Below are 25,639 nucleotides of genomic sequence, written 5' to 3'. Positions count from 1 at the left end.
TCGACGTGCGACTTTCCGACAAGACCGCGATCGTCACCGGCGGTGCCGGCGGGATCGGCCGCGGCATCACCCGTGCGTTCGTCAAGGAGGGCGCCAACGTCCTCGTGGTGGACATCAACGACGACGCCGGGGACGCGCTCGCCGCCGAGCTCGGTGAGCAGGTGCGGTACCTCCACTCGGACATCTCGGTCGAGGCCAACGCCGCATCGATCGTCGCGGCCGCCGTGGAGGCGTTCGGGCACCTGGACGTCCTGGTCAACAACGCCCACGCGTCCCGACAGGCACCACTGCTCGAGACCACCGGCGACATGATGGACCTGTCCTTCTCCACCGGCTTCTACCCGACGTTCTGGCTGATGAAGGCCGCGCACCCGCATCTGGCAAGGCGGGACGGGTCGGTGATCAACTTCGCCTCCGGCGCCGGCATCGACGGCAGCCCCACCCAGGCGTCGTACGCCGCGGCGAAGGAGGCGATCCGCGCGATCAGCCGGGTGGCCGCCAACGAGTGGGCGCGCGACGGGATCAACGTCAACGTCATCTCCCCCCTCGCGCTCACCGAGGGCGTGGAGGCCTACATCGAGGCGAACCCGGGGATCGAGAAGCGGCTCCTGTCCGGCACCCCGATGCGCCGTTTCGGGGATCCCGAGTCCGACATCGGACGGGTCGCGGTCTTCCTGGCCAGCGACGACGCGTCGTACATGACCGGCCAGACGATGATGGTCGACGGCGGCGGGCTCATGCTCCGCTAACCGTCGTCGGAGCCGACTCGCAACCTCGGCACCAGCACGTCGCGGACCGTCTCGGGGTTGCGTTCGACCACCACCCAGCGCCGGCCCAGCGCACGGGCCGCGACCGCCGTGGTCCCGGACCCGGCGAACAGGTCCACGACCAGTTCGCCGGGGTCGGTGGCCAGTTCGACGACCCGCCGCATCAACGCCTCAGGCTTGGGGGTGCGGAACCCGTCGACCCCGGCCGCCCTCAGTTCGGCTCGCGCGGTGTCCGTCGAGCCGACCTCCTGGGACAGCCAGATGGTCTTGAGCTTCTTGATCCGACCCGCCTCGAACCGGTCCCGTTGGTAGATGTCCACCCGGGGGCCCGAGCGGCCCTTCACCGTCCGGCACACCAGGTCGCCGACGCGTTCCCGCGCCCGCTCTCGCGACCACCGCCACACCGCAGGGGTGAGATCGCCGAACACCGGGAGGACCTCTTCCAGTCCCTCGCCCGGCTCCACCGACACCTCGCCGGTGCCCGGGTCGCCGTAGAGCGGGTACGTCATGGTGGGCGTGGTCCGCGGGTTGAAACGCTTGTTGGTGTTGCGCAGCGGCAGGAGCCGGTAGCTGACCCCGTCGATGTCCCGGTGCGGGAAGTCCGCCGGATCGACCGCCGAGGCCACCCCGCCCGCCAGCCGTACCTGCTCGGGGTCACGGGCGTACACCATCAGCCGGTCGTGGGAGCCCGCGAAGAAGCGGTCCAGTTGCCGACCCTTGGGGTTGCTCTCCACCGTGAGGTCCGCGATGAACGCGTCGGCGCCGAAGATCTCGTCGAGCAGGCAACGCACCCGGTGGGCCTCGGCGTCGTCGAGGTGTACCCACACGGTTCCGGTCTCGGCGAGCAGGCCGCGGGCCACCACGAGCCGGGTCTCGATGTAGTCGAGCCACTCGTGGCGCGGCATGTTGTCGTGGTAGGCGTCGAACCGGCCCCCGCGGTTGTACGGCGGGTCGAGGTAGACCACCTGCGCGGCGCCGCAGGGCGCGAGGCCGTGCGCGTCCAGCGCGTCGTGGGCCTCGGCGATGCGCGCGCCGTCGCCGACCAGCACGGCCCCCTCGGTGACGACCCCGGCCCCGTCAGCGCGATCCGCGTCGCCGGTGACGAGGGCCTCGATCCGCGGGACCGGTCCGTCGGCACCCGAGGCCGCGGCGCGGCCCCGCCCGGGCCAGGAGATGGAGAAGTCGGGAGCGGTCACCGCAGTGGTTCGAGGGTGAGGGAGTCGGTCCGGCGGAACACCGTGCCGTACCGGGCGTCCAGGCGGAGCCAGGCGCCGCGTTCGCTCACGCGGACCGGCTCGCCCTCCGGGGCGGAACCGGCCTTCTCCGGCACGAACCCGCACATCACCATGGAGAACACCGTCCGCATGTCCACGCCGACGGGGTGGGCGGTGTCCGCTCGGACGGTGAGGGCCACCTGGTCGAGCAGCGACGGCGGCAAGCCGGCGGGCCCGGCGTTCTCCCGCGCGGCCTCCCGGCCCGACCGGGTGAGGTCGAGCAGCACCTGGGCCGGCACGTCCTCGACGGGTTGGAACCCGTCGGCGGGCGGCAGCAGTCCCTGCCATGCCGAGAGGAGCGGCATGCCGGGGTCGATCCGACCGTCGATGTCTCCGCGCGGCAGGACGTCGAGTTCGGTGAGCAGGTGGTCCGCACCTGCCACGACGTCGCCGCCGGGGCAGTCGCCGCCGAGTCCGCGGACGACCAGTGCCCCGAAGGGGGTGCGGGCCCACACGCGCATCCGGCCCCCGGCCCCGGAGGTCAGCCGCACCACGGCGGCCTCGTCGAGGCGGAGGATGCGCCGGAGGAGGGTGCGCAGGTCGTCGCGGTCGGCGGGGTCGGGCACGCGGATCATCCCGGCGTCCGGTCCGGGTGCCATCACGCCGGGTCCTCGTGCCGGAACTCCAGCAGGTAGTCGCGCTCGGCGCGGGTGAACCGGCGCGGGCGCTGGGTTGCCAAGTCGAACGCGGCGATGGTGGCCGTGCAGTCCACCGCGGGCGGCGCCGAGTCCGGCGTCATGCGGCCGCGGACCTCGTGCCGGGCCACGAACATCGCCCCGCCGACCTTCTCGCACCACATGCGCACGCGGATGGGGCCGTCTGCGTGCTTGACCTGGCCCCGGTACTTCACCGCCAGGTCGGTCATCACCGCACCCGCGGTGAGCGTCGCGGTGGGCATGCCCTCGGAGAAGAGCCACGGGATCCGCGCCTCCTCGATGAGCGTGATCATCCGGGCGTGGTTGACATGGTGGTAGAGGTCCTGGTCCGACCACCGGACCGGCATCGCCGAGGTGAACACCCGGCGACCCGGCTGTCCGGACACGCCCAGGGGGCCGCCGGTCTCGTAGACGAGCTGGTCGGTCACGTGGCGGGCCCCTGGTCGGTGATCGCCGCCGGCTGTGAGGCCGCCTCCAGCACGTTGCGGACACCGGAGGGAATCTCCACCGCGGTCGAGGTGGAGGAGTCGTAGGCGACCATGACCACCCGCAGCGTGCAACAGATCTCGCCCGCCGCGTCCAGGATGGTCTGGCGGATCTGGTACGACGTGGTCCCGACGTGTTCGACGTCGATCTCCACGTCCACCGAGGTCGAGTCACGCAGGACGGGCCGCAGGTGGTCGATCTCGGTGCGCCGCACGACCTGGGGCAGGTTGCCCAGGCCGAACGGCCCGAACCGGCTGCGGATGAACAGGATCCGCGCCTCCTGCGCGTACTCGAGGTACTTGATGTTGTTGACGTGGCCGTACTGGTCGAAGTCCGCCCACCGCACCTGCAGGGTGCAGCGGAACGTTCCGGCGTCCACGGCGTCGCGCATGGTCATCCCGCCTCCTCCCGGTCCCCGAGCAGCGCCGCGCGCTCCACGGGGGTGATCTCCAGTGTCGTGGTCTCGTCATCCGCGGTCACCACCATCACGGTGTCGACCACCGCGCAGGGCTCGGCACCGGTCGACTCGGAGCCGATCGAGGTCCGCATCGTGAACGAGGTGCGGCCCACCCGCACCACCTGCACGTCCACCCACACCTCGGGCACGCCCATGGCGATGGTGCGACGGAAGTCGATCTCCATCCACCGCGCCAGCGCGCTCGGCACCCGGGAGCCCGGCACCCCGAACTTCTCGCGGAACCACATCAGGCGGGCGTCCTGCGAGAACTCCTGGAACCGCACGTTGTTGACGTGCATGCCCACGAAGTCGGAGATGCGCAACGGGATCCGGACCCGGTGCACGGCCCCCGCCACGGTGGCGGCCCCGGGTGAGGTTCCGGTGGTCGGGGCGTCCGAGCCCTGGGTGGTCGGCGTGGCCATCTGCGGTCAGTCCCTGGTGAGCTTGCGGTGCGTGACCCGGTGCGGGCGCGCCGCGTCGGGGCCGAGACGCTCGACCTTGTTCTTCTCGTAGCCCTCGAAGTTGCCCTCGAACCAGTACCACTGCCCCTCGTCCACGTTGCCCTCCCAGGCGAGGATGTGGGTACAGGTGCGGTCCAGGAACCAGCGGTCGTGCGAGATGACCACGGCGCAGCCCGGGAAGTCCTCGAGTGCGTTCTCCAGGCTGCCCAGCGTCTCGGTGTCGAGGTCGTTGGTCGGCTCATCGAGGAGGATCAGGTTGCCGCCGACCTTGAGCGTCAGCGCCAGGTTGAGGCGGTTGCGCTCACCACCGGACAGGACGCCGGACTTCTTCTGCTGGTCCGGGCCCTTGAAGCCGAAGGCGCTGACGTAGGCACGCGAGGGCATCTCGTTCTGGCCGACCTCGATGTAGTCGTTGCCCTCGGAGACGACCTCCCACACCGACTTCTCCGGGTCGATGTTGGCGCGGTTCTGGTCGACGTAGCTCAGCTTCACCGTGTCGCCCACCTTGACGGTGCCGGAGTCCGGCTCCTCCAGGCCCACGATGGTCTTGAACAGCGTCGTCTTACCGACGCCGTTGGGGCCGATCACGCCGACGATGCCGTTGCGCGGCAGCGTGAACGACAGGTCCTTGATGAGGACCCGGTCGTCGAAGCCCTTGGTCAGCTTGTCGACGTCCACCACCACGTTGCCGAGCCGCGGCGGCGTGGGGATCTGGATCTCCTCGAAGTCGAGCTTGCGGTGCTTCTCCGCCTCCGCGGCCATCTCCTCGTACTTGGCCAGACGGGCCTTGGACTTGGACTGGCGCGCCTTGGCACCGGAGCGCACCCACTCGAGCTCGGCCTTGAGCCGCTTCTGCAGCTTCTGGTCCTTCTTGCCCTGGACCTCGAGGCGCTCGGCCTTCTTCTCCAGGTAGGTGGAGTAGTTGCCCTCGTAGGGGTGCAGCTGACCGCGGTCGACCTCACAGATCCACTGCGCGACGTGGTCGAGGAAGTACCGGTCGTGTGTGACGGCCAGGACGGCGCCGGGGTAGGCGGCCAGGTGCTGCTCCAACCACAGGACGGACTCGGCGTCCAGGTGGTTGGTGGGCTCGTCGAGCAGCAGCAGGTCGGGCTTGCTCAGCAGCAGCTTGCACAGCGCCACCCGACGCGCCTCGCCACCGGACAGGTTGGTCACCGGCGAGTCGCCCGGCGGGCAGCGCAGGGCGTCCATGGCCTGCTCGATCTGGGAGTCCACGTCCCAGGCGTCCACGGCGTCGAGCTGCTCCTGCAGCCGACCCATCTCCTCCATGAGCTCGTCGGTGTAGTCGGTCGCCATCTCCTCGGCGACCTCGTTGTACCGACGCAGCTGCACCATCGTCTCGCCGAGGCCGTCCTCGACGTTCTCCTTGACGGTCTTGGACTGGTCGAGTTCCGGCTCCTGCAGCAGGATGCCGACGGTCGCCTCGGGATCGAGGAACGCCTCGCCGTTGGAGGGCTGGTCGATCCCGGCCATGATCTTGAGGATGGAGGACTTGCCGGCGCCGTTGGGGCCCACGACGCCGATCTTCGCACCGGGGTAGAAGGACATCGTGACGTCGTCGAGGATCACCTTGTCCCCGTGCGCCTTGCGTACCTTCTTCATCGTGTAGATAAACTCGGCCATTCTACCCTCTCACCTGCGCATATAGTCCACTTCACCGCGGGTCGGCCGCGGGCACGACCCCCATGTTACGTGTCCGCCCGCGGCCCCGGCGTCCGCGGCGGACGCCGGCCCCACCCCCGGGAGCATCAGGCGCCGGCCGCCCCCACGAACTCGCCCGCCTCGCTCTGCTCGGACCCCGGCTCATCCGGGTCCAGCGACCCGAGCGCCATGGCGTCGGAGTCCTCGGCCGCTCCCCGCAGGCCGCCCTCGTCGACGCCCGCCCCGTCGACACCGGCCCCCTCGACCGGGGCGTCCGTTCTGGCGCGGCGCACGGTGACGTCCATGCGGGACAGGTCGGGCCCCACGGCGCTGACCCGCATCTCCAGGTCGCGCATGATTCGACCGTCGCGTTCGTACTCGTTGGTGAGCAGCCGACCGTGCAGGATCACGCCGTCGCCCTTGCACAGTGCGCCGGACGCCCGTTGCCCGAGGCGTCCCCAGCAGTTGGCCGAGAAGTACAGAGTGCCGCCGGTCTTCCATTCGCCGGTGAGCCGGTCCTGGTAGCGGCTGTTGCTGGCCACCCGGAAGGTGAACACCTGGTCGTCGCCCACCCTCCGGGTGGTGGGGTCGGTGATCACGGTTCCGCGGACGGTCGTGTGGGTCTCGTTCATGGGGTCACTCCTGTCACGTTCGGCCGACCGTGCGCCGGCCTCGTGACTTGCAGCGTGCCCCACCTCGTCGTCGTCACCCCTCGTTCCCACCGCCCGCGGTGGCCGCCCTGTGGAGGGGGGCGGGGGGTGTGGAGAACCGGCCACTGTGACGACGACGAGGTGTTCGGTCTCAGGGCCGGCGGTCGGCGCGGGACATCTCCCGGAGCATCTCGTTGTAGGCCTTGAGCTCGGCATCGTCATCACGGTCGGCCTGCCGCTCGCCGCGCCGCGCCTCGCGCATGTCGCTCTGGTACCACTGCCACGCGAGGGCCAACATGACGATCACCAGCGGGATCTCCCCCGCCGCCCACGCGACGCCACCGCCGACCTGCTGGCTCTGCAGCAGATCCGGGATCCACGGCAGGCCGATGCCCGAATACCAGGGCTCGGCCAGCACGGTCTTGGTGTTCATGAGCAGGATGCCGAAGAACGCGTGGAAGGGCAGCGAACTCAGCAGGACCATGAGCTTGTACATCGGCGAGAAGTGCCGCGGCGCGGCGTCCACGCCGATGATTACCCAGTAGAACAGGTAGCCGCTGATGAGGAAGTGCACGTTCATGAACATGTGGCCCAGGTGCTCCGAGGCCAACGTCTGATAGAACCCGCCGAAGTAGATGAGGTAGAAACCGGCCACGAACTGCACCGACGCCACGATCGGGTGGGTGAGGAAGTGCGAGAGCGGGTTGTTGATGAACTCCACCAGCCACTCGCGGGGCCCGGGAGGGTTGCCGCGACCGGCGGCCGGGAGTGCGCGCAGGGCCAGTGTGAACGGGCCGCCGAGCGCGAGGAGGACCGGCACCAGCATCGAGATGAGCATGTGGCCCACCATGTGGCTGGCGAAGTCGGCCATCATGTACATCCCCATGCCCGAGCTGGTGGTGAGGAACAGGATCACGCAGCCCGCCACCCAGAACGCGGTGCGGCTCAGCGGCCAGGCATCCCCGCGGCGGCGCAGACGCACCAGGCCCCAGAGGTACAGGCCGAGCAGGACCACCGCGGCCAGACCCAGCACCAGGTCGAAGCGCCAGGTGCCGAAGACCGTTTCGAACGAGAAGGGCCCGGGCAACTCGAAGCCCAGTAGCGCCTCCTGCCTCGTGGGCACGTACAGCGGCGCCGGCGGCGGGGTGCGGCCGAGAGAGACCGACAGACCCAGGGTGCCGGCCATGACGACGGCCTCCACCACGATGATCCGCAGCAGCGTGGGCCGGTCGACCGACGCGTTGGCCCCCGTCGACTCGATCTTGGCGATGATCCGGCGGCGGATCGCCAGACCGAACAGCGCCAACAGGCACAGCGCCAACGCCTTGGACACCACCAACAGTCCGTAGGTGGAGGTGAGAAGGTCACCCGGGTGCAGGCGGACGAGCGCGTTGATCACGCCCGTGAACCCGAGCGCGACGATCGCGACCGTCGCCACCACCGAGTAGCGGCGCAGGGCCAGGGCGACGCGCGAGCCGCCGCGCCACGTGTGGGCGATCACCGCGACGAGCCCGCCGATGTAGAAGGCGGCGCCGAACAGGTGGATGATCAGCGAGTTGGTGGCGATGTCGTGCGCGGTGCTACCCGAGGCGTGGCCCGTGGCCGCGACCGGAAGCAGCGAGAGGGCGGTGACGCCGAGCCAGATGACCGACCAGCGCCAGCTCAGCGTGAGTCGCTGCCCGATCCCGGCGACCAGCGCGATGATCGCGGCCCACCGCCACGAGGACGCGATGTCGATCTGGTTGATGGCGACCAACCACTGGTCCGGCGGGAGCGACTGGAGGAAAGTGCGCCCGGAAACGTCCGACAGGGTCAGCGGGATGAGCAGTGCCGCGGCGATCGCCCAGGCGATGTTCGCCCACGACGAGATCTGCTGCATGCGGTAGCCGTCGACGTCGAGGGTCTTGTCCTTCTGCGGCGGGGTGAAGAACGCCGCGAACAGCGCCGCCCCCACGGCCACGGCGGCGAGGAGCTCGGCGATCGACCGGAGCGCCGGGAGCCCGGCCGTGGTGAGCGGACCCGGATCGGGCACGCCCACCAGCTCGAGCGCCACCTCGGCGGACATGGCCGACAGTGGGATGACCACCGCGGCCGCCACCGCCGCCAGTAGCAGTACCAGGGCGACGATGTTGCGGGTTCCGAACCGCCCGGCGGTGGCGGGGGCGGTCTTCGACGACGTCATGACCACCATCGTAGGAACCGCGGCGCCCCCGGGCCGATTCGCCACTGTCGGAGCCACCCCCCGGATCGGTTACCATTCTCCCGGCGACGCCCCACGCGCGCGTCGCCAGGCCTCCGTAGCTCAGTGGATAGAGCATCCGGTTTCTACCCGGCTGGTCAGGGGTTCGAATCCTCTCGGGGGCGCACTCACGCCGACACGGGCCGGCAATCCGCTCTCCACTGACGGCGGCCCGCCCGCGCCTCGCTCCAGCCATGGACGCACATCAGATCCCGAGACGTGCCGGTGGTACGTTCGGACTTCGAGCTGATTCGCAAGATCAGCTTCGATGACACGGGGTGCCCCTACCGAACGGGGCTGAGATCACACCCGCTGAACCTGAACTCGTTCACACGAGCGGAGGGATGTCAGATGCGCTGGCATGCGCTTTCGTGAGACACCCAGGAACCACGGCAGTGGCGTTGGATGGACTGGGGCACACCTATCCGGGCGCGCTCCGCCCGGTTCTCGCAGACCTCAACCTGTCCGTTCCGGTAGGCGAGCACATCGCCGTTGTCGGACGCAGCGGATGCGGTAAGTCGACGCTGCTGTCGGTGATCGCCGGCCTCGTCGAACCGACCGCCGGGACCGCCGCCGTCCTCGATGACCGCCGGCCCGCACGACGCCTGGAGTCCTGCGCGTTGATGCCCCAGGGCGACAGCCTGTTGCCCTGGCTGTCCCTGCTCGACAACGTTGCGATCAGTCTCCGCAACCAACGAGTGCGCCGGCGCGTGGCCCGATCCGAGGCCCAGCGCATGCTGGACCGCGTGGGACTGGGCGCCTGGTCCGATGCCCGTCCCTCAGCTCTCAGCGCGGGCATGCGCCAGCGCGCCGCTCTCGCGCGGGCTCTGCTGGCGCGCAAACCCGTGTTGCTGGCTGACGAGCCGCTCGGTGCGCTCGACGCGATCACCCGTGCGGAGGTCCAGCAGTGGCTCCGCGACACCATCACCCACACCTCGGCCACCCTCGTCATGGTCACGCACGACGTGGATGAGGCGCTGCTCCTCGCCGAACGCGTGGTCCTGTTGGCACGAGACGAGGCCGGCGGCCCGGCGCGTGTGGTCCGCACCTGGCCTGGTTGGTTCGGCGACGACCGGTCCCGCGAGGTCCTCCTCGGCGACGAGGACTTCGCCACAGCTCGCCGGGAAGTGCTCCAGGCCCTGGCCCGGGAATCGCACCTCACCGAGGGCGGGACCGACCGATGACCGTGCGACTCCTCCAGTCCGCCGCCCCTGCCTGCGTCACGCTCCTGCTGGTCCTCGCCGCGTGGATCACGGTCACCTCGCTCGAGCTGGTGCCCGAGTACGTCATTCCCGCACCCCTCGCCGTGTTCGACTCGCTCGTGACCACCTGGCCCGACCGGCTCGGTTCCGCCACGCTGCTGACCGCCACCGAGACGATCACCGGAGTGGTCCTCGGGGTGTTCGTCGCCGTGGCCGTGGTGATCGTCAGCGCATTCGTGCCCGCCGTCGGGCAGGCCATGACCCCCCTGCTGGTCGCCTCCCAGGCCATCCCGGTCATCGTGATCGGCCCGCTCCTGACGATCTCCCTCGGCTACGGCATGGCACCGAAGGTCATCGTGGTCGCCCTGTTGTGCTTCTTCCCGGTCGCCCTCAATCTTCTCTCCGGCGTCCGCACGGTCGACGCCCGGCTGATCGACACGCTGCGGAGCCTGCATGCCACCCGGTGGTCGCTCTTCTGGCGGGTGCGTCTGCCCTTCGCCGCGCCTCGCGGCTTCGCCGGGCTGCGCATCTCGGTCACCTTCGCGCCGGTGGCCGCCGTCTTCGCCGAGTACACCGGCTCCACCAACGGCCTGGGCTACCTCATGCTCCAGGCGATCCCCCGGCTCCAGACCGATTTCGTCTTTGCCCAGGTGGCGGTGCTGACGATCATGTCCAGCGTCCTCCTCGCCAGCGTGACCATCCTCGAACGCCTGATCTGCCCGTGGAACACACCCACCGGGGAAAGGAACCCATCATGACGGACACACGACCCAGCAGGATCCGACGCCGGACTCTCACGCGCCCCGGCGCCCGCATGCTCGCGATGGTGGCCGCAGCCGCGGTGGCTCTGACCGGCTGCCAGGCATCCTCGGACAACGCCGAGCCAGGCGAGACCGGCGCCGCCCCGGTCAGTGTTCTGCTCGACTGGAGCCCCAATCCCGACCATGTGGCCCTGTACACCGCGCAGCACACCGGCACCTACGCCGACGCCGGCGTGGACGTGACGTTCACGACGCCGTCCAACACGGCCGACGCCGCCCGGGAGGTGTCCCTGGGGCGGGTCGACCTGGCCATCTCCTACGAGCCCGACACGCTCATCGCCCTCGAACAGGGACTCGACGTGATCTCGGTCGCGGCACTGATCCCGACGTCCTTGACCTCACTGATCGCCAGGACGGAGTCGGGCATCACCTCCGCAGCCGATCTGGAGGGCAAGACCGTGGGGTTGTCGGGGCTGGCCTCCCAGGAACCGACCCTCGACTTCATCGCCCGTGAGGCCGGAATCGATCCTGACTCGATATCCACCCCCAATGTGCAGCAGAGTCTCAACCAGTCGCTGCTCACCGACCAGGTGGACGCGATCTTCGGGGCGTTCCGCAACATCGAAGGCGTGGAACTCGGCGCCCGGGGCGATGTCGAGATCATGCCGGTCACCGAACTCGGGGTGCCCGACTACGCGGAATTGGTGATCATCGCGAACCCGAACCGGCTCGCCGGCGACGCCGACTATGCCGAGCGCGTGGGCGACTTCCTCACCGGAACCGAGGCCGGGCAGCAGGCCGCGTTGGCGGACCGCCGGATTGCCCTCGAGTCCCTCACCCCGGTGACCGAGGGCTCCTACGAGCCCGACATGCTGGAGAAGATGATCGACGCCACGCTGGCGCTTCTACCCGAGGAGGATTTCGGGCGGCAGACAGCCCGGGACTGGGACGCCTACGCGTCGTGGATGCATGGCAACGGACTGCTGGAGACCGAGGTCGACGGCGCCGCAGCCATGACCAACGACTACCTGCCCCTGTCCGGCGGCTAGATGGTCTGGTCACGCAGATCGTGGCCATGACGTCTGCGGCCGCGTTCCGCACCGGGCAGGCGCCGTTCCTACCGGTCGGGACGCGTCCGCATGGTCCGGGGCGACGGGCCTGGTGGAACTCACTCCTGCGCCTCCCCGAACCGGGCGCGGTAGGACGACGGTGTCGTCGAGTACTTCCTGTCGAAGTTCTGCCGGAACGTCACCGCGCTGCCGAACCCACAGTCGCGGGCGATGTCCTCGATCGAGCGGGTCGTGGTCTCGAGCAGCGTCCGCGCGTGGTCGAGCCGACGCGACAGCACCCATCGCCCGGGGCTCGTGCCGGTTGTCGCGCGGAACTTCCGGGCGAAGCTGCGTCTGCTCATGCAGGCGTGTCCGGCGAGGTCGTCCACCGAGAGTGGCCGGTCGAGATTGGCCAGGGCCCAGTCGATCGTCTCCCTGATCTCCCCGTCGTCTCCCCCGTCGGGCACCGGCAGTTCCACGTACTGCGCCTGGTCACCCTCGCGGTGCGGCGCCACCACGATCCGGCGGGCCAGCACGGCGGCTTTCGCGGCACCGAGCCGGGATCGGACGATGTGGACGCACGCGTCGAGCGAGGCGGCCGTCCCCGCGGAGGTGATCACATCCCCGTGGTCGATGTACAGGTCGGACGAGCGGACGTCGACCGCCGGGTACCGCAGGGCGAGCTCCGCCGCACCCTCCCAATGGGTGACGACGGTACGACCGTCCAGCACTCCGCTCGCGACCACGGGATAGGCACCGAGGCACAACCCCGCCACCAGGCTGCCCCGGGAATGGGCGCCACGCACGATCGATAACAGGCACGGATCCCGGTCGGGGAGTTCCGGAGACCATGAGGGGAAAACCAGTATGTCGGCCTGCTCCGCCGTCCCGGGCCCGTCGAGGTCGCCGAGCACGATCCCCTCGGCGGTGTGGACGTCTCCGCCGTCTGTGCTCCAGGTGTCGACCTGCCACCCGTCCGCGAGGCCGAGCCGGGTCACCTCGCCGAAGACGAGGAGGGGCGCCGCGAGGTGGAACATCGTGATGCCGTCGAAGACGTGAACGGCGATACGCACAGGTTGGCCCATTTCCATCGAAAGTGTTCCTTTGTGCCGCTCACGGTAGCGCAGTCGGTCCGCGAGGATCGGGGTAACGGCCGAGTTCCCGGCCGTACCGCCTATCCGGAGGATCCACATGAGTTCGCAGAATCGCGCGTTGATCGTCGTCGACGTCCAGCAGGAGTACTTCGACGGTCCGCTCGAGATCCAGTACCCACCCCGTGACGAGTCGCTCGCCCAGATCGTCCGTGCGGTCGACGCGGCGAGCGAGGCCGGCATGCCCGTGGTGGTCGTCCAGCACGACCTGCCGGAGGGCGCTCCGGTGTTCGCGAACGGCAGCGCCGGGTGGTCCCTGCACGCGGACCTCGAGAGCCGCCTCCAGCCGCAGTGGAAGCGCGTGACCAAGAGTTACGCCAGCGTCTTCGACGGCACCGGGCTGGTCGACTGGCTTCGGGAGCAGGGCGTCGACCGGGTGACGCTCGTCGGCTACATGACCAACAACTGCATTCTCGGCACCGCCGTGACCGCGGAACCGCTGGGCATCGCCGTGGAGGTCCTCTCCGACGCCACCGGTGCGATCCACATCTCCAACTCCGCCGGGTCGGTCCCGGCACAGCAGGTCCACGAGACGCTGATGGCAGTGCTCAACTCGAATCTCGCCGCGGTCGCCACGACCGACGCCTGGGTCGAGTCCGTCTCGTCGGGGGCCGAGCTCACCGGCAGCGATCTGGGCAGTTCCGCCATGCAGGGCCGCGCCGAGCACTGACCGCGGGACGTCGCGAAGGGCCCGGCCGACCGAGGTACTCGCCCCGGCCGGCCGAACAGTCACTGCGTGGCCCCGCGATCAGCCCGCGGCCTCCCGCAGCCGCGCCAGCAGCGGCTCGGCCGCCTCCTCGAGGAACCGGTCCAACGTCGAGTCCCCGATCTGGATCAGCGCGACGTCGGTGTAGCCGGCCTCCCAGAAGGGCCGGACCTTCTCGACGATCGCGTCCAGGTCGGGCCCGCACGCCAGCTGCTCGGCCACGTCTTCGGGACGCACGAACTTGGTGGCCGCGGCGAATCCGGCGGTGGTGGGCAGGTCGGCGTTGGCGGCCCAGCCGCCGGCGAACCAGCGGAACTGGTCGTGCGCCCGCTCGACGGCGGCGGACTCCGAGTCGGGGTCCCAGCTGATCGGGATCTGGGCGATCGCCCGCGCGCCGTCACCGATCCGGCGCTGCCCCTCGAGCGCGTTCCACCCCTCGATGTGGGCGGGTTCGGGCTCGGTGGCGATCAGGTGGTCGCCGAGCGGTCCGAGCCGGGCCACGGCCTTCTCGCCGCCGGCGGCCACTCCGATCGGCACCCGCTTGTCGGGCAGGTCCCACAGGCGGGCGGAGTCCACGCGGAAGTGCTCGCCGGAGTAGGTGACAAGACCGCCGTCGAACAGCTCGCGGATGATCTCCAGCGCCTCCACCGCCATCTCGTGTCGCTCGTCGAGCGAGGGCCAGCGCTGCCCCACCACGTGCTCGTTGAGGTTCTCCCCCGCGCCGATGCCCAGCATGAACCGGCCGTCGGACATGATCTGCACGGTGGCGGCCTTCTGCGCGACGACCGCCGGGTGGTAGCGCAGGATCGGGCAGGTCACGTACGTGCACAGGTCAACCCGCTCGGTCACGTGCGCCACCGCGCCGAGCACGCTCCACACGTACGGCGCGTGGCCCTGCGAGGACAGCCACGGGAAGTAGTGGTCCGAGGCCACCTCGAAGTCGAATCCCGCCTGCTCGGCTTTGGCCGCGTAGCGCACGAGCTCCTTGGGGCCGGACTGTTCGGTCATGAGGGTGTATCCGAATCGCGTCATGCCTATCGATCGTGCGCGCGGCCGGCCCGCGATGCCACCGGTCCCCGCGTCGGATCGACGCCGCCGCACGTGCCTGGCTCCCCACACCCCCAAGCGGTTGCCGCCCGGCCCGGGGCGCGGCACCGTCGAACACATGACTACCCAGCGCGCTCTCCTCCTCGACGTCGACGGCACCCTCGTGGATTCGACCTACGTGCATGTCTGGACCTGGGTCCGCGCTCTCGCCGAGGCCGGTGCGCCGGTGCCGTTCGTGGAGGTCCACCGCCGGATCGGCAAGGACGGTTCGACGATCGTGGAGGAGCTGCTCGACATCGCGGGGATCGACGACGACGAGGAGCGCGAGAGCATCGCGGGCCGGGCCAAGGACCTGCACGGTGAGTACTACGCCGAACAGGCCGGGTCACTGCGGGTTCTGCCGGGGGCCCGCGACCTCGTGCGCGGCGCCAAGGAGCAGGGGTGGATCACTGTGCTGGCCACGTCCGCGCCGCCGTCGGAGTTCGCCGAGGCCCGCGAGTTGCTCGACATCGACGACTACGTGGACGCCGTGACGACCGGTGAGGACGTCGACCGGGCCAAGCCCGATCCCACGATCGTCGAGATCGCCCTGGAGCGCTCCGGTGTCGACGCCGCGGATGCCGTCATGGTCGGCGACGCGACCTGGGACGCGATCGCGGCGACCAAGCTGGGCATACATTCGGTCGCGGTGCGCACGGGCGGCATCGGCGACTCGGAGTTCCGCGCCGCCGGGTTCTCGGAGATCGTCGACGACGCCGCCGCGGTGCTGGACCTGCTGAACGCCGGCCGGCTCTGACCGCACTCCCCGGACCTTTCAGCCTGCGGGCTCCGCGTCCTCCCAGGTGCTCTCCGCCTCGGCGCGGCTCGGGGTGCGCACCGGCAGCAGCAGGAGCAGCCCCACCAGCAGCACCAGCCCTATCCCGGCGATGCCCGCGCGGTCCGCGGAGAAGGCCCACGTGAACAGCCCGAACAGCGCCGGCGCGAGGAACGAGACCGCACGGCCGGTGGTGGCGTAGAGCCCGAACATCTGGCCGTCGCCGCCCGGCGGGGCCAGCCGCGCCAGGAAGGACCGGGACGCGGACTGCGCGGGCCCCACGAACAGGCACATCAGCAGTCCGAAGATCCAGAACATGCCGGTGCCGTCCACGAACAGCAGGATGGTCATCGTCGCGATCATCGCCACCAGCGAGCCGATGATCACCGCCTTGGGTCCCACCGTGTCGTCGACCAGTCCCGCGACAGCCGCCCCCAGTGCCGCGACGACGTTGGCCGCCACACCGAAGATCAGGACGTCCCCCGGCGCGAGCCCGTAGACCGTCACGGCCAGGATCGCCCCGAAGGTGAACACCCCGGCCAGCCCGTCCCGGAAGATCGCGCTCGCGAGGAGGAACCTCACCGTCCGCGGATCCCGCCGCCAGAGAGCCTTGAGGTCGCGCCAGAGGATGCGGTACGACTCGCCGAAGCCGGGCTCGTCGTCGTCGTCGTTGTCGTCGCTCCTCCCCGCCCCCGGGCGGTGCTCGGGCACCGACCGCAGCACCGGCAGCGCGAACAGGGCGAACCACACGGCGGCGACGAGGCAGACCAGCCGCACGTTGAGGCCACCGTCGGTGGTGATGCCGAACAGTCCGCGCACGGGGCCGTCGCCGTAGATGAAGCCGACGAACGCAGCGAGCAGCAGGAAGATCCCGCCGAAGTACCCCATCGCCCACCCGAACCCGGACACGCGGCCGACGGTGGACGGCGTGGAGACCTGGCGCAGCATCGCGAAGTAGGCCACCTCGGCGAATTCGAACGTGATCGACCCGACCGCCAGCAGCGCCAAACCGACGAAGAACCACGGGTACGGCGAGTCGGCGTCGACGAAGAACATCAGCGCCGTGAGCAGGACCGTCGCATACGTCCAGATGCCCAGCGCGCGGCGACGCCGGCCTCCACGGTCGGCGCGCTGCCCCATCACCGGCGCGGTGAGGGCGATGACCAGCCCGGCCACGGCGATGGAGATCGACAGCCACGTGGCCGCCGAGAACGGCCCGTCGAGGTCCGCGCCCACCGAGTCGGTGAGGTAAACGGAGAAGACGAAGGTGACGATCACCGCGTTGAACGCCGCCGACCCCCAGTCCCACATCCCCCACGCCAGGACCTGCCCGCGGGCGACGCCACGACGCGATGGTGACGACGACGAGGTGGTCGCTGACGGGGGCGGTGTTCCGATGCTGCTCACGCCGATCAGGCTAGGACCTCCACCACGCTCCGGAGGGCGGCACGCGGGTAAGGTCAGCGCTGCCACACCCGCCGTACGCGGGCGAGCCGAGTGGAAGACCCGAGGAGCCCTATGTCCCTGCCCACGCCCACCGCGTCGAACCGAGCAGTCGTCACCGGCGCCTCCTCGGGGATCGGCATGGCCCTGGCCACCGAACTCGCCCGGCGTGGGCACTCGCTGATCGTGGTGGCCCGGCGCGAGTCCGTGTTGGAGGAGCTGGCTGCCCGGCTCGAGGGCGAGTTCGGCGTGACCGTGGAGGTCCGCGCGTGCGACCTCGCCGACCCCGCCGCACGGCAGCCGCTGCTGGACGAGCTGGCCGGGCGCGAGATCTCGGTCCTGTGCAACAACGCCGGCATCGCCACCTTCGGCCCCGTCGCCTCGCTGGACCCGCAGTACGAGAAGCACCAGGTGCAGGTCAACACCGTGGCGTGCCACGACCTGGTGCTGGCGGTGCTGCCCGGGATGGTCGAGCGGCGCTCCGGGGCGATCCTCAACGTCGGCTCCGCGGCCGGCAACATGCCGATCCCCAACAACGCCACCTACGCCGCGTCCAAGGCGTTCCTCAACACGTTCTCCGAGTCGCTGCGGGGCGAGCTCAAGGGCTCCGGCGTCAACGTCACGCTGCTCGCGCCCGGCCCGGTGCGCACCGAGGAGATCGCCGAGGAGGAGAAGACCTTCGTCGACCGCCTCGTCCCCGACCGGCTCTGGGTGGACACCGAGTACACCGCCCGCGTGTCGCTGGATGCGCTCGCCCGCAACAAGATGCGCATCGTCCCCGGCCCGCTGAGCCAGGCGATGTCCGTGGCCGGGAACTACACGCCGCGCGGGATCATGGCTCCGATCGTCGGAAAGTTCTACGCCAAGCTCGGCGAGGGTCAGCAGGAGGGCTGATCGTCCCGCGCGGGGGCCGCGATCCTGCGGCGATATAGTCGAGTGATGCCAGAGCCGACCACCGCCGAGACCCCTGCCCCCACGTCCTCGCCGACGCCCCACCAGGAGTCCAAAAACGACCGCATCGTCTGGATCGACTGCGAGATGACCGGCCTCGACACCTCGTCCGATGCGCTCGTGGAGATCGCCGCGCTGGTGACCGACTCCGAGCTCAACGTGCTCGGCGACGGGATCGACATCGTCATCCACGCCCCCGACGCCAAGCTCGACGCGATGGTGCCTGTCGTGCGCGACATGCACGCCTCCTCCGGCCTCACCGAGGAGATCCGCGAGTCCACGGTGACGATCGCCGAGGCCGAGGAGCAGGTCCTCGCCTACATCCGCGAGTGGGTCCCGGTGGCGGGGTCCGCTCCCCTGGCGGGCAACTCGATCGGCACCGACCGCGGGTTCCTCGCCCGGGACATGCCCGAGCTCAACTCGTACCTGCACTACAGGATGATCGACGTCAGCTCCATCAAGGAGCTGTGCCGCCGCTGGTATCCGCGCATCTACTTCGGTCAGCCGGAGAAGGGCATGTCGCACCGCGCGCTGGCGGACATCAAGGAATCGATCCGCGAGCTGGCGTACTACCGGGCGACCGCGTTCGTGCCCCAGCCCGGCCCGACCAGCGACGAAGTCAAGCGGGCCGCCGCCGATCTGCCCGCGGTCGACTGACCCCCGCCCGGCCACTCACGACCGACCCCACCTGCGGATTTCTCGGCGACGGGGCCCACGGGGTAAAGTCGTCACCGCTGTCCGCGAGGACGGCGGTGGTGGCTGTAGTTCAGCTGGTAGAGCACCAGATTGTGATTCTGGATGTCGCGGGTTCGAGCCCCGTCAGCCACCCCGAGCGCAAGGCCCGGACCTCACGGTCCGGGCCTTGCTCCTTTCTGCCGATTCGCCTCACGTTCTCGGGGGTATCGCCGCGCCGGCTGCTACCAGCGGTTGCGGGACTGCTCCGCCCAGCCGACCAGCCCGTCTAGCGAGACCTGCGACCCGTCGTCCAGCACCCCGGTGCCGTGCCAGACGCCGAACGCCTGGTGCGTCTTCACCGCCAGCACTCCGAGCTCGGTGATGTCGCGGCGTAGATGGAACGGCGTGAGCGTCGCGTCGAGGCGCTCACCCCGCACCCGCCAGGGCCCCGCCGGAACCACCACGTCGTACGTCCACCGCAGGTCCTCGCCGAGCTTGTGCATCCGGCCGTCCACCAGGATCCCGTTCTCGGTGGAGCCTGTGCCGTCCGTCCACTTGCCGCCGACCTGGATCGCGCGCGTCGAACCGTCCACCACCCCACTGCCAGCGCCCCAGTTCCAGGTGGTCGCGTAGCGCCAGCGGCCACGCCCGCGGTCCAGGACCGCCCACCCCGCGCCGAGCCCGTGCGTCGTGCCGTCCAGGGTCACCGTGCCGGTGACGGGATTGGCGAGATCCTTGAGCGTGTACTGGAACCGGCGCTCGCTCCACGGCACCACCACCGCGAGACTGTCCTGTCCGGGCCGGGTGACCTCCAGGCTCACCTGCAGTCCCCGCGCCTGCACACGGATGGAGGTGCGTCCCTCGTCGTCGTCGATCTCGATCCCCACGCGCCCCGCACCCACGCCGGCCGCGGCGCGCAGGGTCCCGTCACCGGGCGCATCCCCGAAGCCCGGCCGATGCAGGGGTCGGATGCCGCTGCGCGTCGTCTCCTCGCCCGTCCGGCGGTCCAGGACGTAGACCGCGCAGTTGGCCAGGTAGTCCAGCCCCGCCACCGTCAGCCCCACCACGAAGCGGTCGGTGACGATCCCCCAGTACTCCCAGCGCTTGGTGCGGCCCCAGCCGGCGATCCGCGTGCGGTGGACGGGCGACCGGGACCAGCCCACCGCCTCCGGGTTGAGCCGGCGCCCGCGGGCCAGGTCGACGGGCCGGGTGATCTCGCGCTCGGTCATGCGATCACTCTTGCAGGTGCCTGCGCCGCGGCGGGCGAGGGGCCGCATCGAGTGGAGGGCGGCGGCGGGCGGAGAGCACGGATGCGTAAGCGCCCGGGCTCTCCTATGGTGCGGGGTGATCCGACTGACCCGGGGAGGAACCGTTGTCCACGCTCGATGTATTGCTGGCGATCGTCGGGGCGCTCGGGGTGGTGATCGTGGCCTTCTCCGCGCGACTACGCCAGTGGCCCGTGACGGAGCCACTGCTCGCGCTCCTCGCCGGGATCGTCCTGGGGCCGGCGGCCCTCGGGGTGCTCGACGTGCCCGACATCGTCGCCGAGCACTCGACCCTCCACCACGGCGCGGAGATCCTCCTGGCCATCTCGGTGATGGGCGTGGCCCTGCGGTACCCCTTCTCGGCGATCAGGACCCACTGGCGTCGACTCGCGCTGCTTCTGGTGCTCGTCCTGCCCGGGATGGCGCTCGTCTCCACCGGGCTGGCGATGTGGGTGCTCGGCATCCCCTTCGCACTCGCCCTGCTGTTCGGAACCGCCATCTGCCCCACCGACCCCGTCCTCGCGTCGAGCGTGGTCACCGGACAGGAGGCCGAGGAGGACCTGCCGGAGCACGACCGCCAACTACTGTCGCTCGAGTCGGGCGCGAACGACGGGCTCGCCCTCCCCCTCGTCCTGGTCGCGCTGGCCGTCGCCACCCCGCTCACCGCCGGGCAGGCGGCCGGTGAAGCCGCCTGGCAGATCGCGGGCGCCCTCATCGTGGGGATCATCGCGGGCGTGGCGGCCGCCACAGCGCTGCACTTCTCGGAACGACACCACGACACCGAGACCGGTCCGATTCTGCTGTACACACTCCTCCTGGCGCTGCTCGTCCTGGGAGTATCGGGCATCATCGGGGTCAACGGCATCTTCGGCGCGTTCGTCGCCGGACTCGCGTTCAACGTCGCCAGCTCCGGCAGTGAACGCCGGACCGAGGTGGAGATCGACGAGGCCGTCAACCAGTTCGCCGTGATCCCCTTCTTCGTCGCCCTCGGCGCGATGATCCCGTGGGCCGAGTGGGGCCGGCTCGGATGGGGGGCGGTGTGGCTCACGGCCGCGGTGCTGCTGCTGCGCCGGCCGCCGCTGATCCTCGCCGTGATGAGACCGCTAGGGCTGAAGCCTCGGGGCGCCGCCTACCTCGGCTGGTTCGGGCCCGTCGGCGTCGCGGCGGTGTTCTACCTGACGGAAGAGGCCTCCCGCGCGGGCGCGGACCCGGTCTTGCTCGGCGCGGGCACGCTGATCGTCGTGGCCAGTACCGTCGCGCACGGCCTCACCGCCGCACCCGGACGCGCGCTGTTTCGGGCGGCCGCAGAGCGCGATCCGAGGTCGCCCACCTCGTCGTCGTCGTCCTGAAGTCGTCCTGAACCCCGCCACGGGGTTCTCACCCCTGCCTCGGGGTTCTCACCACTGCACTCGGGGCCCGCCGGTCACCCGGGGGTTCTACTCGAGGTCCCGGCTGTCGCCGGTCCCCGCGTCGAGCTCGTCACCATCCGGGCCGCGCGACTCGCGATGGGCGGCCTCCACCGCCCAGATCATGACCCCGACCGACGGGCCCAGGGCCACGCCCAGCCCGATGTTGTCCAGCGCGGCACCGAACGCCACGCCGATCCCCATCCCGATGCCGATCCACAAGCCCAGCCGAGAGGAGTCCATGGGCTCAGGCCGCGCCCTTCTCGGCGTTGCCGGCCTTCCACGTCTCCCACGGGACGTTCCAGTCGCCCAGGCCGTCCCAGCCCGGCAGCGTGTCGCCCACCGTGCCGGTGACCTCGAAGATGTCGCCGCGCTTGGCGTTGTCGTAGAACCACTTCGCGTCCGCCGTGGTGACGTTGAGGCAGCCGTGGCTCGTGTTCTGGCTTCCCTGCGCCCAGACCGACCACGGCGCGGCGTGGACGAAGATGCCGCTGTACGACATCCGGGTCGCGTACTGCACCGGGGTGCGATACCCCTCGGCCGAGTCCACGGCCACGCCGTACGTCGACGAGTCCATGATCATCGAGGCGTGCTTCTCACCGATGACGTAGACCCCGTTGGGGGTCGGGGTGGCGGCCTTGCCCATCGAGGTGGGCATGGTCTTGACGACCTCGCCGTTGCGCTCGATGACGATCTGCTTGGTCGAGTCGTCCACCCGGGAGATCACGGCGTCGCCGATCTCGAAGCTGCTCTGGGCGTCCTGCTGGCCGTACATCCCGCCGCCGAGGTCCTGGCCGTAGATGTCGACGTGGACGTCGATCTTGGTGCCGGGCGCCCAGTACTCGGCCGGACGCCAGCGGACCTCCTGGTCGGAGACCCAGTAGAACGCGCCCTCGACCGCGGGCTCGGTCGTGATGTGGATGTTGTCCTGAGCCGCCCGACGGTCCGCGATCGGCTCGTCGAACATCACCGCGACCGGCTGTCCGATGCCCACCACGGATCCCTCACCCGTGGTCAGGTAGGCCGCCGTCATGATGGTGGGCGTCAGCGTGGTGAAGCTGGCGTTCTTCCGGGTGACCAGGCCGGCCTCGTCCGTGGCAGTCGACTCCAGCGTGTACTGGCGGCCGTAGCCGAGCTCCTCGGTGGTGCGCCACTCGGTGAACTCGGGGTTGAACTCGCCCTCGACCTGGAGGCCCTCGGGATTGCGCATCACCACCGAATCGAACCGGCCGTCCCTCGCGGTGAGCACGATGGGCTCGACCGGGTTGGCGTCGGTGGAACCCTCCGCCACCGACAGGTCGATCACGGCGGAGGGCTCCGCCGGTGCCTCGGCAACCTGGGTGTCCTGCGCACCGCCGTCGCCGATGGTGCAGCCGGTGAGCAGGAGCGTCCCCGTGAACACCACGGCCAGTCCGAGGCGGGCCTTCGACCAGATTCCGGTCGCTCGCCGCCCCGTCCGATCCGTTGTGCTCACGTTCACTGATGCCCCTTCCGACGTGCGCTTCCCCGCGGACGCAGCCGCGGCCGAGAAGATGTCCCCTCCAGTATGCCTGGTCACATGGCCGCACTCCATATCGAAACTCCTGGGGCCGCAGGGACCTCAACCCCGCCTCACCCCTTCTGACCAGTCGATTTCGTGAACCAGCCCGGCTGCTGTTACTGTTTCTCTCGCACCAAGCAAGCGCCATTAGCTCAATTGGCAGAGCAGCTGACTCTTAATCAGCGGGTTCGGGGTTCGAGTCCCTGATGGCGCACAAGAGAGAAAGCCCCGGGTCCACGACCCGGGGCTTTTTCGTGTGCCGGGCCGCCTCCCCCGCAGCGGATCGCTTGTCAGAGCGGGGCTCAACGGGTGGCCGGTCGGACGGGACGACCGGGGAAGCCGAGAGGAAACGGCGAGAGCGTCCCGCACACGCCCCCGGTGACGGGGGTGGGCGGAACGCTCTCGGGAGTCGGGCGGCGACGACTCCGCCGGGGCAGGGTCCCCGGGCGGGGCTCCGGACGCCCGGGCGAGGCCGGTCGACTCAGAGGGCCCGACGGGCCGCCAGGTAGGCCTCGATGCGCTGACGCTCCTTGCGCTTGTTGACCATTGACACGGTGATCCCGCCGACGACCAACGTCGCGATACCCCCGAGCACCGCCAGGACGCGCGGGTCCTTGAGTGCCGCGGTGGCGCGCTCCTTGCCCTCGGACGCGAGGTTCTTCGGATTCACCCGGTCGATGATCTCGTCCAAGGTCGTCGCGAGATCGTCACGCGCCTTGGCGATGTCGCCTTCGATGCTGTCGTAACTCCTGGACACGAGACCTCCGTCGATCGCTCGTCCGCGGGGCGCCCCGCGGGTTCATGACCCAGCCCACGCTACTGCACCCGGCGTGGATCCGCGCCCGCGCGCCGGGGCATCGGATAGGTTGGGATGGTCCGCCGCCCCGACCCGACCCCCAGGAGCACCGGTGACCGCACCACGGCTCGAGGTGGGCCAGACGGCCCCCGACTTCACCCTCCCCGACGCCGACGGCACCCCCACGTCGCTGAAAGAGCTCCTCGCCGAGCACGGGAAGGTCCTTGTGTACGTCTACCCGGCCGCGATGACACCGGGGTGCACCACCGAGACCGTCGACTTCGAGAACGCGCTGCACCAGTTGAAGGACGCCGGCCTCGGCGTCGTCGGCGTGTCCCCCGACGCTCCCGAGAAGTTGGCGCGGTTCCGCGACAAGCACGGCATCACCTTCCCCCTCCTCTCGGATCCCGACAAGACCATGCTCACCGAATGGGGAGCCTTCGGCGAGAAGAAGAACTACGGCAAAACGGTGATGGGCGTGATCCGCTCGACCTTTGTCGTCGACTCCGACGGCACCGTGTCGATGGCCCGGTACAACGTCCGCGCCAAGGGCCACGTGGCGATGGTCGCCAAGCTGCTCGAGATCGAGTTGCCCGAATCCGATCCCGCGGAGGGCTGACCCACCCATGACCACCGACTCGTCCGAACGCGCGCAGGAGCCGCCGCAGGATCCCACCGACGAGGCCGTCCAGGACGAACCGAACATCCTCGTCCCCCGCCGCCGGCCCATCCAGGAGCGCAGCCGCAAGAAATTCCAGGCGCTACTGTCCTCGGCCCGGGAAGTGCTGGTCGAGGTGGGATTCGACTCGTTCACCTGCGAGGAAGTCGCCTCACGTGCGGGCGTTCCGATCGGGACGCTGTACCAGTTCTTCGCCAACAAGTACGTGCTGGTGTGCGAGCTGGACCGCCAGGACGCCCACGGGGTGATCGAGGAGGTCGAGCGGTTCGCCCAGAAGATCCCGGCGCTGGACTGGCCCGAGCTGCTCAACGATTTCCTGGACCACCTGGCCGACCTGTGGTTGCGCGACCCCTCCCGTCGGGCGGTCTGGCTCGCGACGCAGGCCACTCCCGCCACCCGCGCCACGGCGGCGGTGAACGAGCGCGAGATCGCCCGGATGATCGCCAGCGTGCTGGCACCGCTCATGCCCGCCACCGAGCGTGAGCGCCGCGCGTTCATGGCAGAGGTCCTGGTCCACGTGGCGTACTCGATGCTCAACTTCTCGGTCAGCGCCGGCCACGTCCCCCCGGGCCCCGTCACCAGCGCGGACCCCGGGGATGGCAGCGGGGTCTCCTCCGGCGCGAGCAGCGGTTCGGCCGGTGGCGAGGACATCCACGACGCCACCGTCACCGAGCTCAAGCGGATGCTCACCGCCTACCTCTGGCTGGCGGAGAAGGAAGCAGCCCAGAGCGACTGACCCGCCTGGCGGCGGCCCGACGGGCCTGTTCCCGCGGGTGGGCGCTACCGACCCGGTGGCGTCGCACCGACTCCACCGACAGGTGCGCGCCCGGAATGGACCATTCAGAGCGCACGGCCCCTCCATCTGCGAGCAGACCGGACGCACAAACCGAAGAGGACGCGTTAGTCGCCGGCGCGGCGGTGGCCGGACGCAAACGGCAGCCCGGCGCGCACAGCGGCTGGCGGCCGCGCTACTAGCCGCCCGGGCCCTCGAGCACCACGAACGCGATCGCCGATCCACCGTCGTGGCTGAGTGAAACGTTCCAACGAGCGCCCTCGCCGATTGTCGCGGCCACCTGACGGGCCACCTCTCCCCCCAGCCGCACGGAGGGTCGACCCCAGTTATCGCACACGGTCTCGATCTCGGACCACCGCAGCAGGTCCGGGGCAATGGGCGGGGGCTCGCCATACAGCGCCGCCGACCATGCCTTGACGACCGCCTCCTTCGCCGCCCAGCGGGCAGCGAGGTGACGCGCCAGCGGGTCCTCCCGGCGGGCGGGCGCCGGCCCCGAGGTCCCAGGCGCCGAGGCCCCCGACGCACCTGACGACGACACCGTGGCCTCCCCCGGTCTCGCCCCGCGGGATTCGGCGCGTTCGCGGCACTGCCTGCGCTCGGTGGCCGAGAACGCCCTGGTGAGCCGCGTGCCGGGTTCGGCCAGAGACGCGGCGAAGGCGCCGAGGTCGACGATGTCGACCCCGACGCCTCTCACCCCGGTCGTCACTGCTCT

The 25,639-nt window shown here is 70.2% G+C and carries 27 protein-coding genes, 3 tRNA genes and 1 riboswitch; of the genes, 14 read left to right on the top strand and 16 right to left on the bottom strand.

What is annotated here, in order from left to right; genetic code table 11:
* Positions 1-5: 5 nt before the first annotated feature.
* On the top strand, positions 6-749 hold the full coding sequence (locus VZF99_RS04790) for an SDR family NAD(P)-dependent oxidoreductase (RefSeq protein WP_067719946.1): 744 nt from the start codon (positions 6-8) through the stop codon (positions 747-749).
* On the opposite strand, the gene VZF99_RS04785 is transcribed toward VZF99_RS04790, so the two are convergent.
* The 8 genes from VZF99_RS04785 to VZF99_RS04750 form a co-directional block, all read right to left on the bottom strand.
* Complete coding sequence (locus VZF99_RS04785) at positions 746-1,963, bottom strand: site-specific DNA-methyltransferase (protein ID WP_407335810.1); 1,218 nt, start codon at positions 1,961-1,963, stop codon at positions 746-748. The genes VZF99_RS04790 and VZF99_RS04785 overlap by 4 nt on opposite strands.
* Positions 1,960-2,640, bottom strand: a complete 681-nt coding sequence (locus tag VZF99_RS04780) for a hypothetical protein (protein ID WP_082924105.1) — start codon at positions 2,638-2,640, stop codon at positions 1,960-1,962. The genes VZF99_RS04785 and VZF99_RS04780 overlap by 4 nt, the downstream gene beginning before the upstream one ends.
* Entirely contained in the window at positions 2,640-3,125 is a 486-nt protein-coding gene (locus tag VZF99_RS04775; protein WP_120286341.1) for a thioesterase family protein, read from the bottom strand. Before VZF99_RS04775 ends, VZF99_RS04780 begins: the two co-directional genes overlap by 1 nt.
* Positions 3,122-3,580, bottom strand: coding sequence for a thioesterase family protein (locus tag VZF99_RS04770; RefSeq protein WP_069389358.1), 459 nt, complete (start codon positions 3,578-3,580; stop codon positions 3,122-3,124). Before VZF99_RS04770 ends, VZF99_RS04775 begins: the two co-directional genes overlap by 4 nt.
* Positions 3,577-4,062, bottom strand: a complete 486-nt coding sequence (locus VZF99_RS04765) for a thioesterase family protein (protein WP_119192396.1) — start codon at positions 4,060-4,062, stop codon at positions 3,577-3,579. Before VZF99_RS04765 ends, VZF99_RS04770 begins: the two co-directional genes overlap by 4 nt.
* Positions 4,063-4,068: 6 nt before the next feature.
* Positions 4,069-5,742 (bottom strand): energy-dependent translational throttle protein EttA, encoded by a 1,674-nt coding sequence (gene ettA / locus VZF99_RS04760; RefSeq protein ID WP_067719805.1) that lies wholly within the window; start codon positions 5,740-5,742, stop codon positions 4,069-4,071.
* 125 nt (positions 5,743-5,867) lie between these two features.
* Positions 5,868-6,392 carry a single-stranded DNA-binding protein gene (locus tag VZF99_RS04755; RefSeq protein ID WP_119192395.1) on the bottom strand — a complete coding sequence of 175 codons (525 nt, stop codon included), beginning with the start codon at positions 6,390-6,392 and terminating at the stop codon, positions 5,868-5,870.
* A gap of 169 nt (positions 6,393-6,561) precedes the next feature.
* Positions 6,562-8,592: a cytochrome c oxidase assembly protein gene (locus tag VZF99_RS04750; RefSeq protein ID WP_407335809.1), complete on the bottom strand. Its 2,031-nt coding sequence runs from the start codon at positions 8,590-8,592 to the stop codon at positions 6,562-6,564.
* A 109-nt stretch (positions 8,593-8,701) separates the two neighbouring features.
* Here VZF99_RS04750 and VZF99_RS04745 point away from each other — a divergent pair.
* From VZF99_RS04745 to VZF99_RS04730, 4 genes are all read left to right on the top strand, one after another.
* Positions 8,702-8,774, top strand: a tRNA-Arg gene (locus tag VZF99_RS04745).
* Between the two features lie 139 nt (positions 8,775-8,913).
* Positions 8,914-9,011: riboswitch (TPP riboswitch) on the top strand.
* Positions 8,994-9,833 (top strand): ABC transporter ATP-binding protein, encoded by an 840-nt coding sequence (locus VZF99_RS04740; protein WP_407335808.1) that lies wholly within the window; start codon positions 8,994-8,996, stop codon positions 9,831-9,833. Its footprint overlaps the riboswitch before it by 18 nt.
* Positions 9,830-10,609 carry an ABC transporter permease gene (locus VZF99_RS04735; protein ID WP_407335807.1) on the top strand — a complete coding sequence of 260 codons (780 nt, stop codon included), beginning with the start codon at positions 9,830-9,832 and terminating at the stop codon, positions 10,607-10,609. Before VZF99_RS04740 ends, VZF99_RS04735 begins: the two co-directional genes overlap by 4 nt.
* Entirely contained in the window at positions 10,606-11,661 is a 1,056-nt protein-coding gene (locus VZF99_RS04730) for an ABC transporter substrate-binding protein (protein ID WP_407335806.1), read from the top strand. Before VZF99_RS04735 ends, VZF99_RS04730 begins: the two co-directional genes overlap by 4 nt.
* A 119-nt stretch (positions 11,662-11,780) precedes the next feature.
* On the opposite strand, the gene VZF99_RS04725 is transcribed toward VZF99_RS04730, so the two are convergent.
* Positions 11,781-12,734: a GlxA family transcriptional regulator gene (locus tag VZF99_RS04725; protein ID WP_407335805.1), complete on the bottom strand. Its 954-nt coding sequence runs from the start codon at positions 12,732-12,734 to the stop codon at positions 11,781-11,783.
* Positions 12,735-12,852: 118 nt separating this feature from the next.
* On the opposite strand from VZF99_RS04725, the gene VZF99_RS04720 reads away from it, so the two are divergent.
* Positions 12,853-13,482, top strand: coding sequence for a cysteine hydrolase family protein (locus VZF99_RS04720; RefSeq protein WP_119192386.1), 630 nt, complete (start codon positions 12,853-12,855; stop codon positions 13,480-13,482).
* A gap of 78 nt (positions 13,483-13,560) precedes the next feature.
* Here VZF99_RS04720 and VZF99_RS04715 read toward each other — a convergent pair whose 3' ends face one another.
* Positions 13,561-14,550, bottom strand: coding sequence for a TIGR03557 family F420-dependent LLM class oxidoreductase (locus VZF99_RS04715; RefSeq protein WP_120286347.1), 990 nt, complete (start codon positions 14,548-14,550; stop codon positions 13,561-13,563).
* 133 nt (positions 14,551-14,683) lie between these two features.
* Here VZF99_RS04715 and VZF99_RS04710 point away from each other — a divergent pair, with 133 nt between their 5' ends.
* Positions 14,684-15,361, top strand: a complete 678-nt coding sequence (locus VZF99_RS04710) for an HAD family hydrolase (RefSeq protein WP_407335804.1) — start codon at positions 14,684-14,686, stop codon at positions 15,359-15,361.
* A gap of 18 nt (positions 15,362-15,379) precedes the next feature.
* Here VZF99_RS04710 and VZF99_RS04705 read toward each other — a convergent pair whose 3' ends face one another.
* Complete coding sequence (locus VZF99_RS04705; RefSeq protein WP_407336081.1) at positions 15,380-16,690, bottom strand: MFS transporter; 1,311 nt, start codon at positions 16,688-16,690, stop codon at positions 15,380-15,382.
* A 207-nt stretch (positions 16,691-16,897) separates the two neighbouring features.
* Between VZF99_RS04705 and cmrA the strand changes: the two genes are divergently transcribed.
* The 3 genes from cmrA (at position 16,898) to VZF99_RS04690 (ending at position 18,601) form a co-directional block, all read left to right on the top strand.
* Positions 16,898-17,716: a mycolate reductase gene (gene cmrA, locus VZF99_RS04700; RefSeq protein WP_120286350.1), complete on the top strand. Its 819-nt coding sequence runs from the start codon at positions 16,898-16,900 to the stop codon at positions 17,714-17,716.
* Between the two features lie 45 nt (positions 17,717-17,761).
* Entirely contained in the window at positions 17,762-18,430 is a 669-nt protein-coding gene (gene orn / locus VZF99_RS04695) for an oligoribonuclease (RefSeq protein ID WP_407335803.1), read from the top strand.
* 98 nt (positions 18,431-18,528) lie between these two features.
* Positions 18,529-18,601: transfer RNA gene (locus tag VZF99_RS04690), tRNA-His, on the top strand.
* Between the two features lie 89 nt (positions 18,602-18,690).
* On the opposite strand, the gene VZF99_RS04685 is transcribed toward VZF99_RS04690, so the two are convergent.
* Complete coding sequence (locus VZF99_RS04685; RefSeq protein WP_407335802.1) at positions 18,691-19,677, bottom strand: DUF2804 domain-containing protein; 987 nt, start codon at positions 19,675-19,677, stop codon at positions 18,691-18,693.
* Between the two features lie 143 nt (positions 19,678-19,820).
* Here VZF99_RS04685 and VZF99_RS04680 point away from each other — a divergent pair, with 143 nt between their 5' ends.
* Positions 19,821-21,062, top strand: a complete 1,242-nt coding sequence (locus tag VZF99_RS04680) for a cation:proton antiporter (protein ID WP_407335801.1) — start codon at positions 19,821-19,823, stop codon at positions 21,060-21,062.
* Positions 21,063-21,149: 87 nt separating this feature from the next.
* On the opposite strand, the gene VZF99_RS04675 is transcribed toward VZF99_RS04680, so the two are convergent.
* Together VZF99_RS04675 and VZF99_RS04670 are read right to left on the bottom strand one after the other, a co-directional pair.
* The gene (locus VZF99_RS04675) at positions 21,150-21,362 is read right to left on the bottom strand and encodes a hypothetical protein (RefSeq protein ID WP_067719850.1); all 213 of its coding nucleotides are present in this window, start codon (positions 21,360-21,362) and stop codon (positions 21,150-21,152) included.
* A gap of 4 nt (positions 21,363-21,366) precedes the next feature.
* Positions 21,367-22,599 (bottom strand): Ig-like domain-containing protein, encoded by a 1,233-nt coding sequence (locus VZF99_RS04670; protein ID WP_407335800.1) that lies wholly within the window; start codon positions 22,597-22,599, stop codon positions 21,367-21,369.
* Between the two features lie 201 nt (positions 22,600-22,800).
* On the opposite strand from VZF99_RS04670, the gene VZF99_RS04665 reads away from it, so the two are divergent.
* A tRNA-Lys gene (locus tag VZF99_RS04665) sits at positions 22,801-22,873 on the top strand.
* A gap of 267 nt (positions 22,874-23,140) precedes the next feature.
* Here the strand turns inward: VZF99_RS04665 and VZF99_RS04660 are convergent.
* The gene (locus VZF99_RS04660) at positions 23,141-23,416 is read right to left on the bottom strand and encodes a DUF3618 domain-containing protein (RefSeq protein WP_067719851.1); all 276 of its coding nucleotides are present in this window, start codon (positions 23,414-23,416) and stop codon (positions 23,141-23,143) included.
* A gap of 151 nt (positions 23,417-23,567) precedes the next feature.
* On the opposite strand from VZF99_RS04660, the gene VZF99_RS04655 reads away from it, so the two are divergent.
* A complete protein-coding gene (locus VZF99_RS04655) occupies positions 23,568-24,074 on the top strand; it encodes a peroxiredoxin (protein WP_407335799.1) in 507 nt (168 codons plus the stop codon).
* Positions 24,075-24,081: 7 nt separating this feature from the next.
* Positions 24,082-24,870 carry a TetR/AcrR family transcriptional regulator gene (locus VZF99_RS04650; protein WP_154830494.1) on the top strand — a complete coding sequence of 263 codons (789 nt, stop codon included), beginning with the start codon at positions 24,082-24,084 and terminating at the stop codon, positions 24,868-24,870.
* 235 nt (positions 24,871-25,105) lie between these two features.
* Here VZF99_RS04650 and VZF99_RS04645 read toward each other — a convergent pair whose 3' ends face one another.
* Positions 25,106-25,633, bottom strand: a complete 528-nt coding sequence (locus tag VZF99_RS04645) for a holo-ACP synthase (RefSeq protein WP_376780925.1) — start codon at positions 25,631-25,633, stop codon at positions 25,106-25,108.
* Positions 25,634-25,639: the final 6 nt, after the last annotated feature.

It is taken from the genome of Dietzia kunjamensis, from assembly GCF_045689975.1.
GTDB classification, from domain to species: Bacteria; Actinomycetota; Actinomycetes; order Mycobacteriales; family Mycobacteriaceae; genus Dietzia; species Dietzia kunjamensis.
The sequence above is the reverse complement of the archived record's forward strand: the minus strand, read 5'-3'. Positions and strand labels throughout refer to the sequence as shown.

Bases quoted from the DNA above. Each gene is read 5' to 3' on its own strand.
- VZF99_RS04780 (WP_082924105.1), bottom strand. From the start codon at position 2,640: ATGGCACCCGGACCGGACGCCGGGATGATCCGCGTGCCCGACCCCGCC.
- VZF99_RS04770 (WP_069389358.1), bottom strand. From the start codon at position 3,580: ATGACCATGCGCGACGCCGTGGACGCCGGAACGTTCCGCTGCACCCTG.
- VZF99_RS04765 (WP_119192396.1), bottom strand. From the start codon at position 4,062: ATGGCCACGCCGACCACCCAGGGCTCGGACGCCCCGACCACCGGAACC.
- ettA (WP_067719805.1), bottom strand. From the start codon at position 5,742: ATGGCCGAGTTTATCTACACGATGAAGAAGGTACGCAAGGCGCACGGG.
- VZF99_RS04755 (WP_119192395.1), bottom strand. From the start codon at position 6,392: ATGAACGAGACCCACACGACCGTCCGCGGAACCGTGATCACCGACCCC.
- VZF99_RS04750 (WP_407335809.1), bottom strand. From the start codon at position 8,592: ATGACGTCGTCGAAGACCGCCCCCGCCACCGCCGGGCGGTTCGGAACC.
- VZF99_RS04740 (WP_407335808.1), top strand. From the start codon at position 8,994: ATGTCAGATGCGCTGGCATGCGCTTTCGTGAGACACCCAGGAACCACG.
- VZF99_RS04735 (WP_407335807.1), top strand. From the start codon at position 9,830: ATGACCGTGCGACTCCTCCAGTCCGCCGCCCCTGCCTGCGTCACGCTC.
- VZF99_RS04730 (WP_407335806.1), top strand. From the start codon at position 10,606: ATGACGGACACACGACCCAGCAGGATCCGACGCCGGACTCTCACGCGC.
- VZF99_RS04720 (WP_119192386.1), top strand. From the start codon at position 12,853: ATGAGTTCGCAGAATCGCGCGTTGATCGTCGTCGACGTCCAGCAGGAG.
- VZF99_RS04715 (WP_120286347.1), bottom strand. From the start codon at position 14,550: ATGACGCGATTCGGATACACCCTCATGACCGAACAGTCCGGCCCCAAG.
- VZF99_RS04710 (WP_407335804.1), top strand. From the start codon at position 14,684: ATGACTACCCAGCGCGCTCTCCTCCTCGACGTCGACGGCACCCTCGTG.
- VZF99_RS04705 (WP_407336081.1), bottom strand. From the start codon at position 16,690: ATGTGGGACTGGGGGTCGGCGGCGTTCAACGCGGTGATCGTCACCTTC.
- cmrA (WP_120286350.1), top strand. From the start codon at position 16,898: ATGTCCCTGCCCACGCCCACCGCGTCGAACCGAGCAGTCGTCACCGGC.
- orn (WP_407335803.1), top strand. From the start codon at position 17,762: ATGCCAGAGCCGACCACCGCCGAGACCCCTGCCCCCACGTCCTCGCCG.
- VZF99_RS04685 (WP_407335802.1), bottom strand. From the start codon at position 19,677: ATGACCGAGCGCGAGATCACCCGGCCCGTCGACCTGGCCCGCGGGCGC.
- VZF99_RS04675 (WP_067719850.1), bottom strand. From the start codon at position 21,362: ATGGACTCCTCTCGGCTGGGCTTGTGGATCGGCATCGGGATGGGGATC.
- VZF99_RS04650 (WP_154830494.1), top strand. From the start codon at position 24,082: ATGACCACCGACTCGTCCGAACGCGCGCAGGAGCCGCCGCAGGATCCC.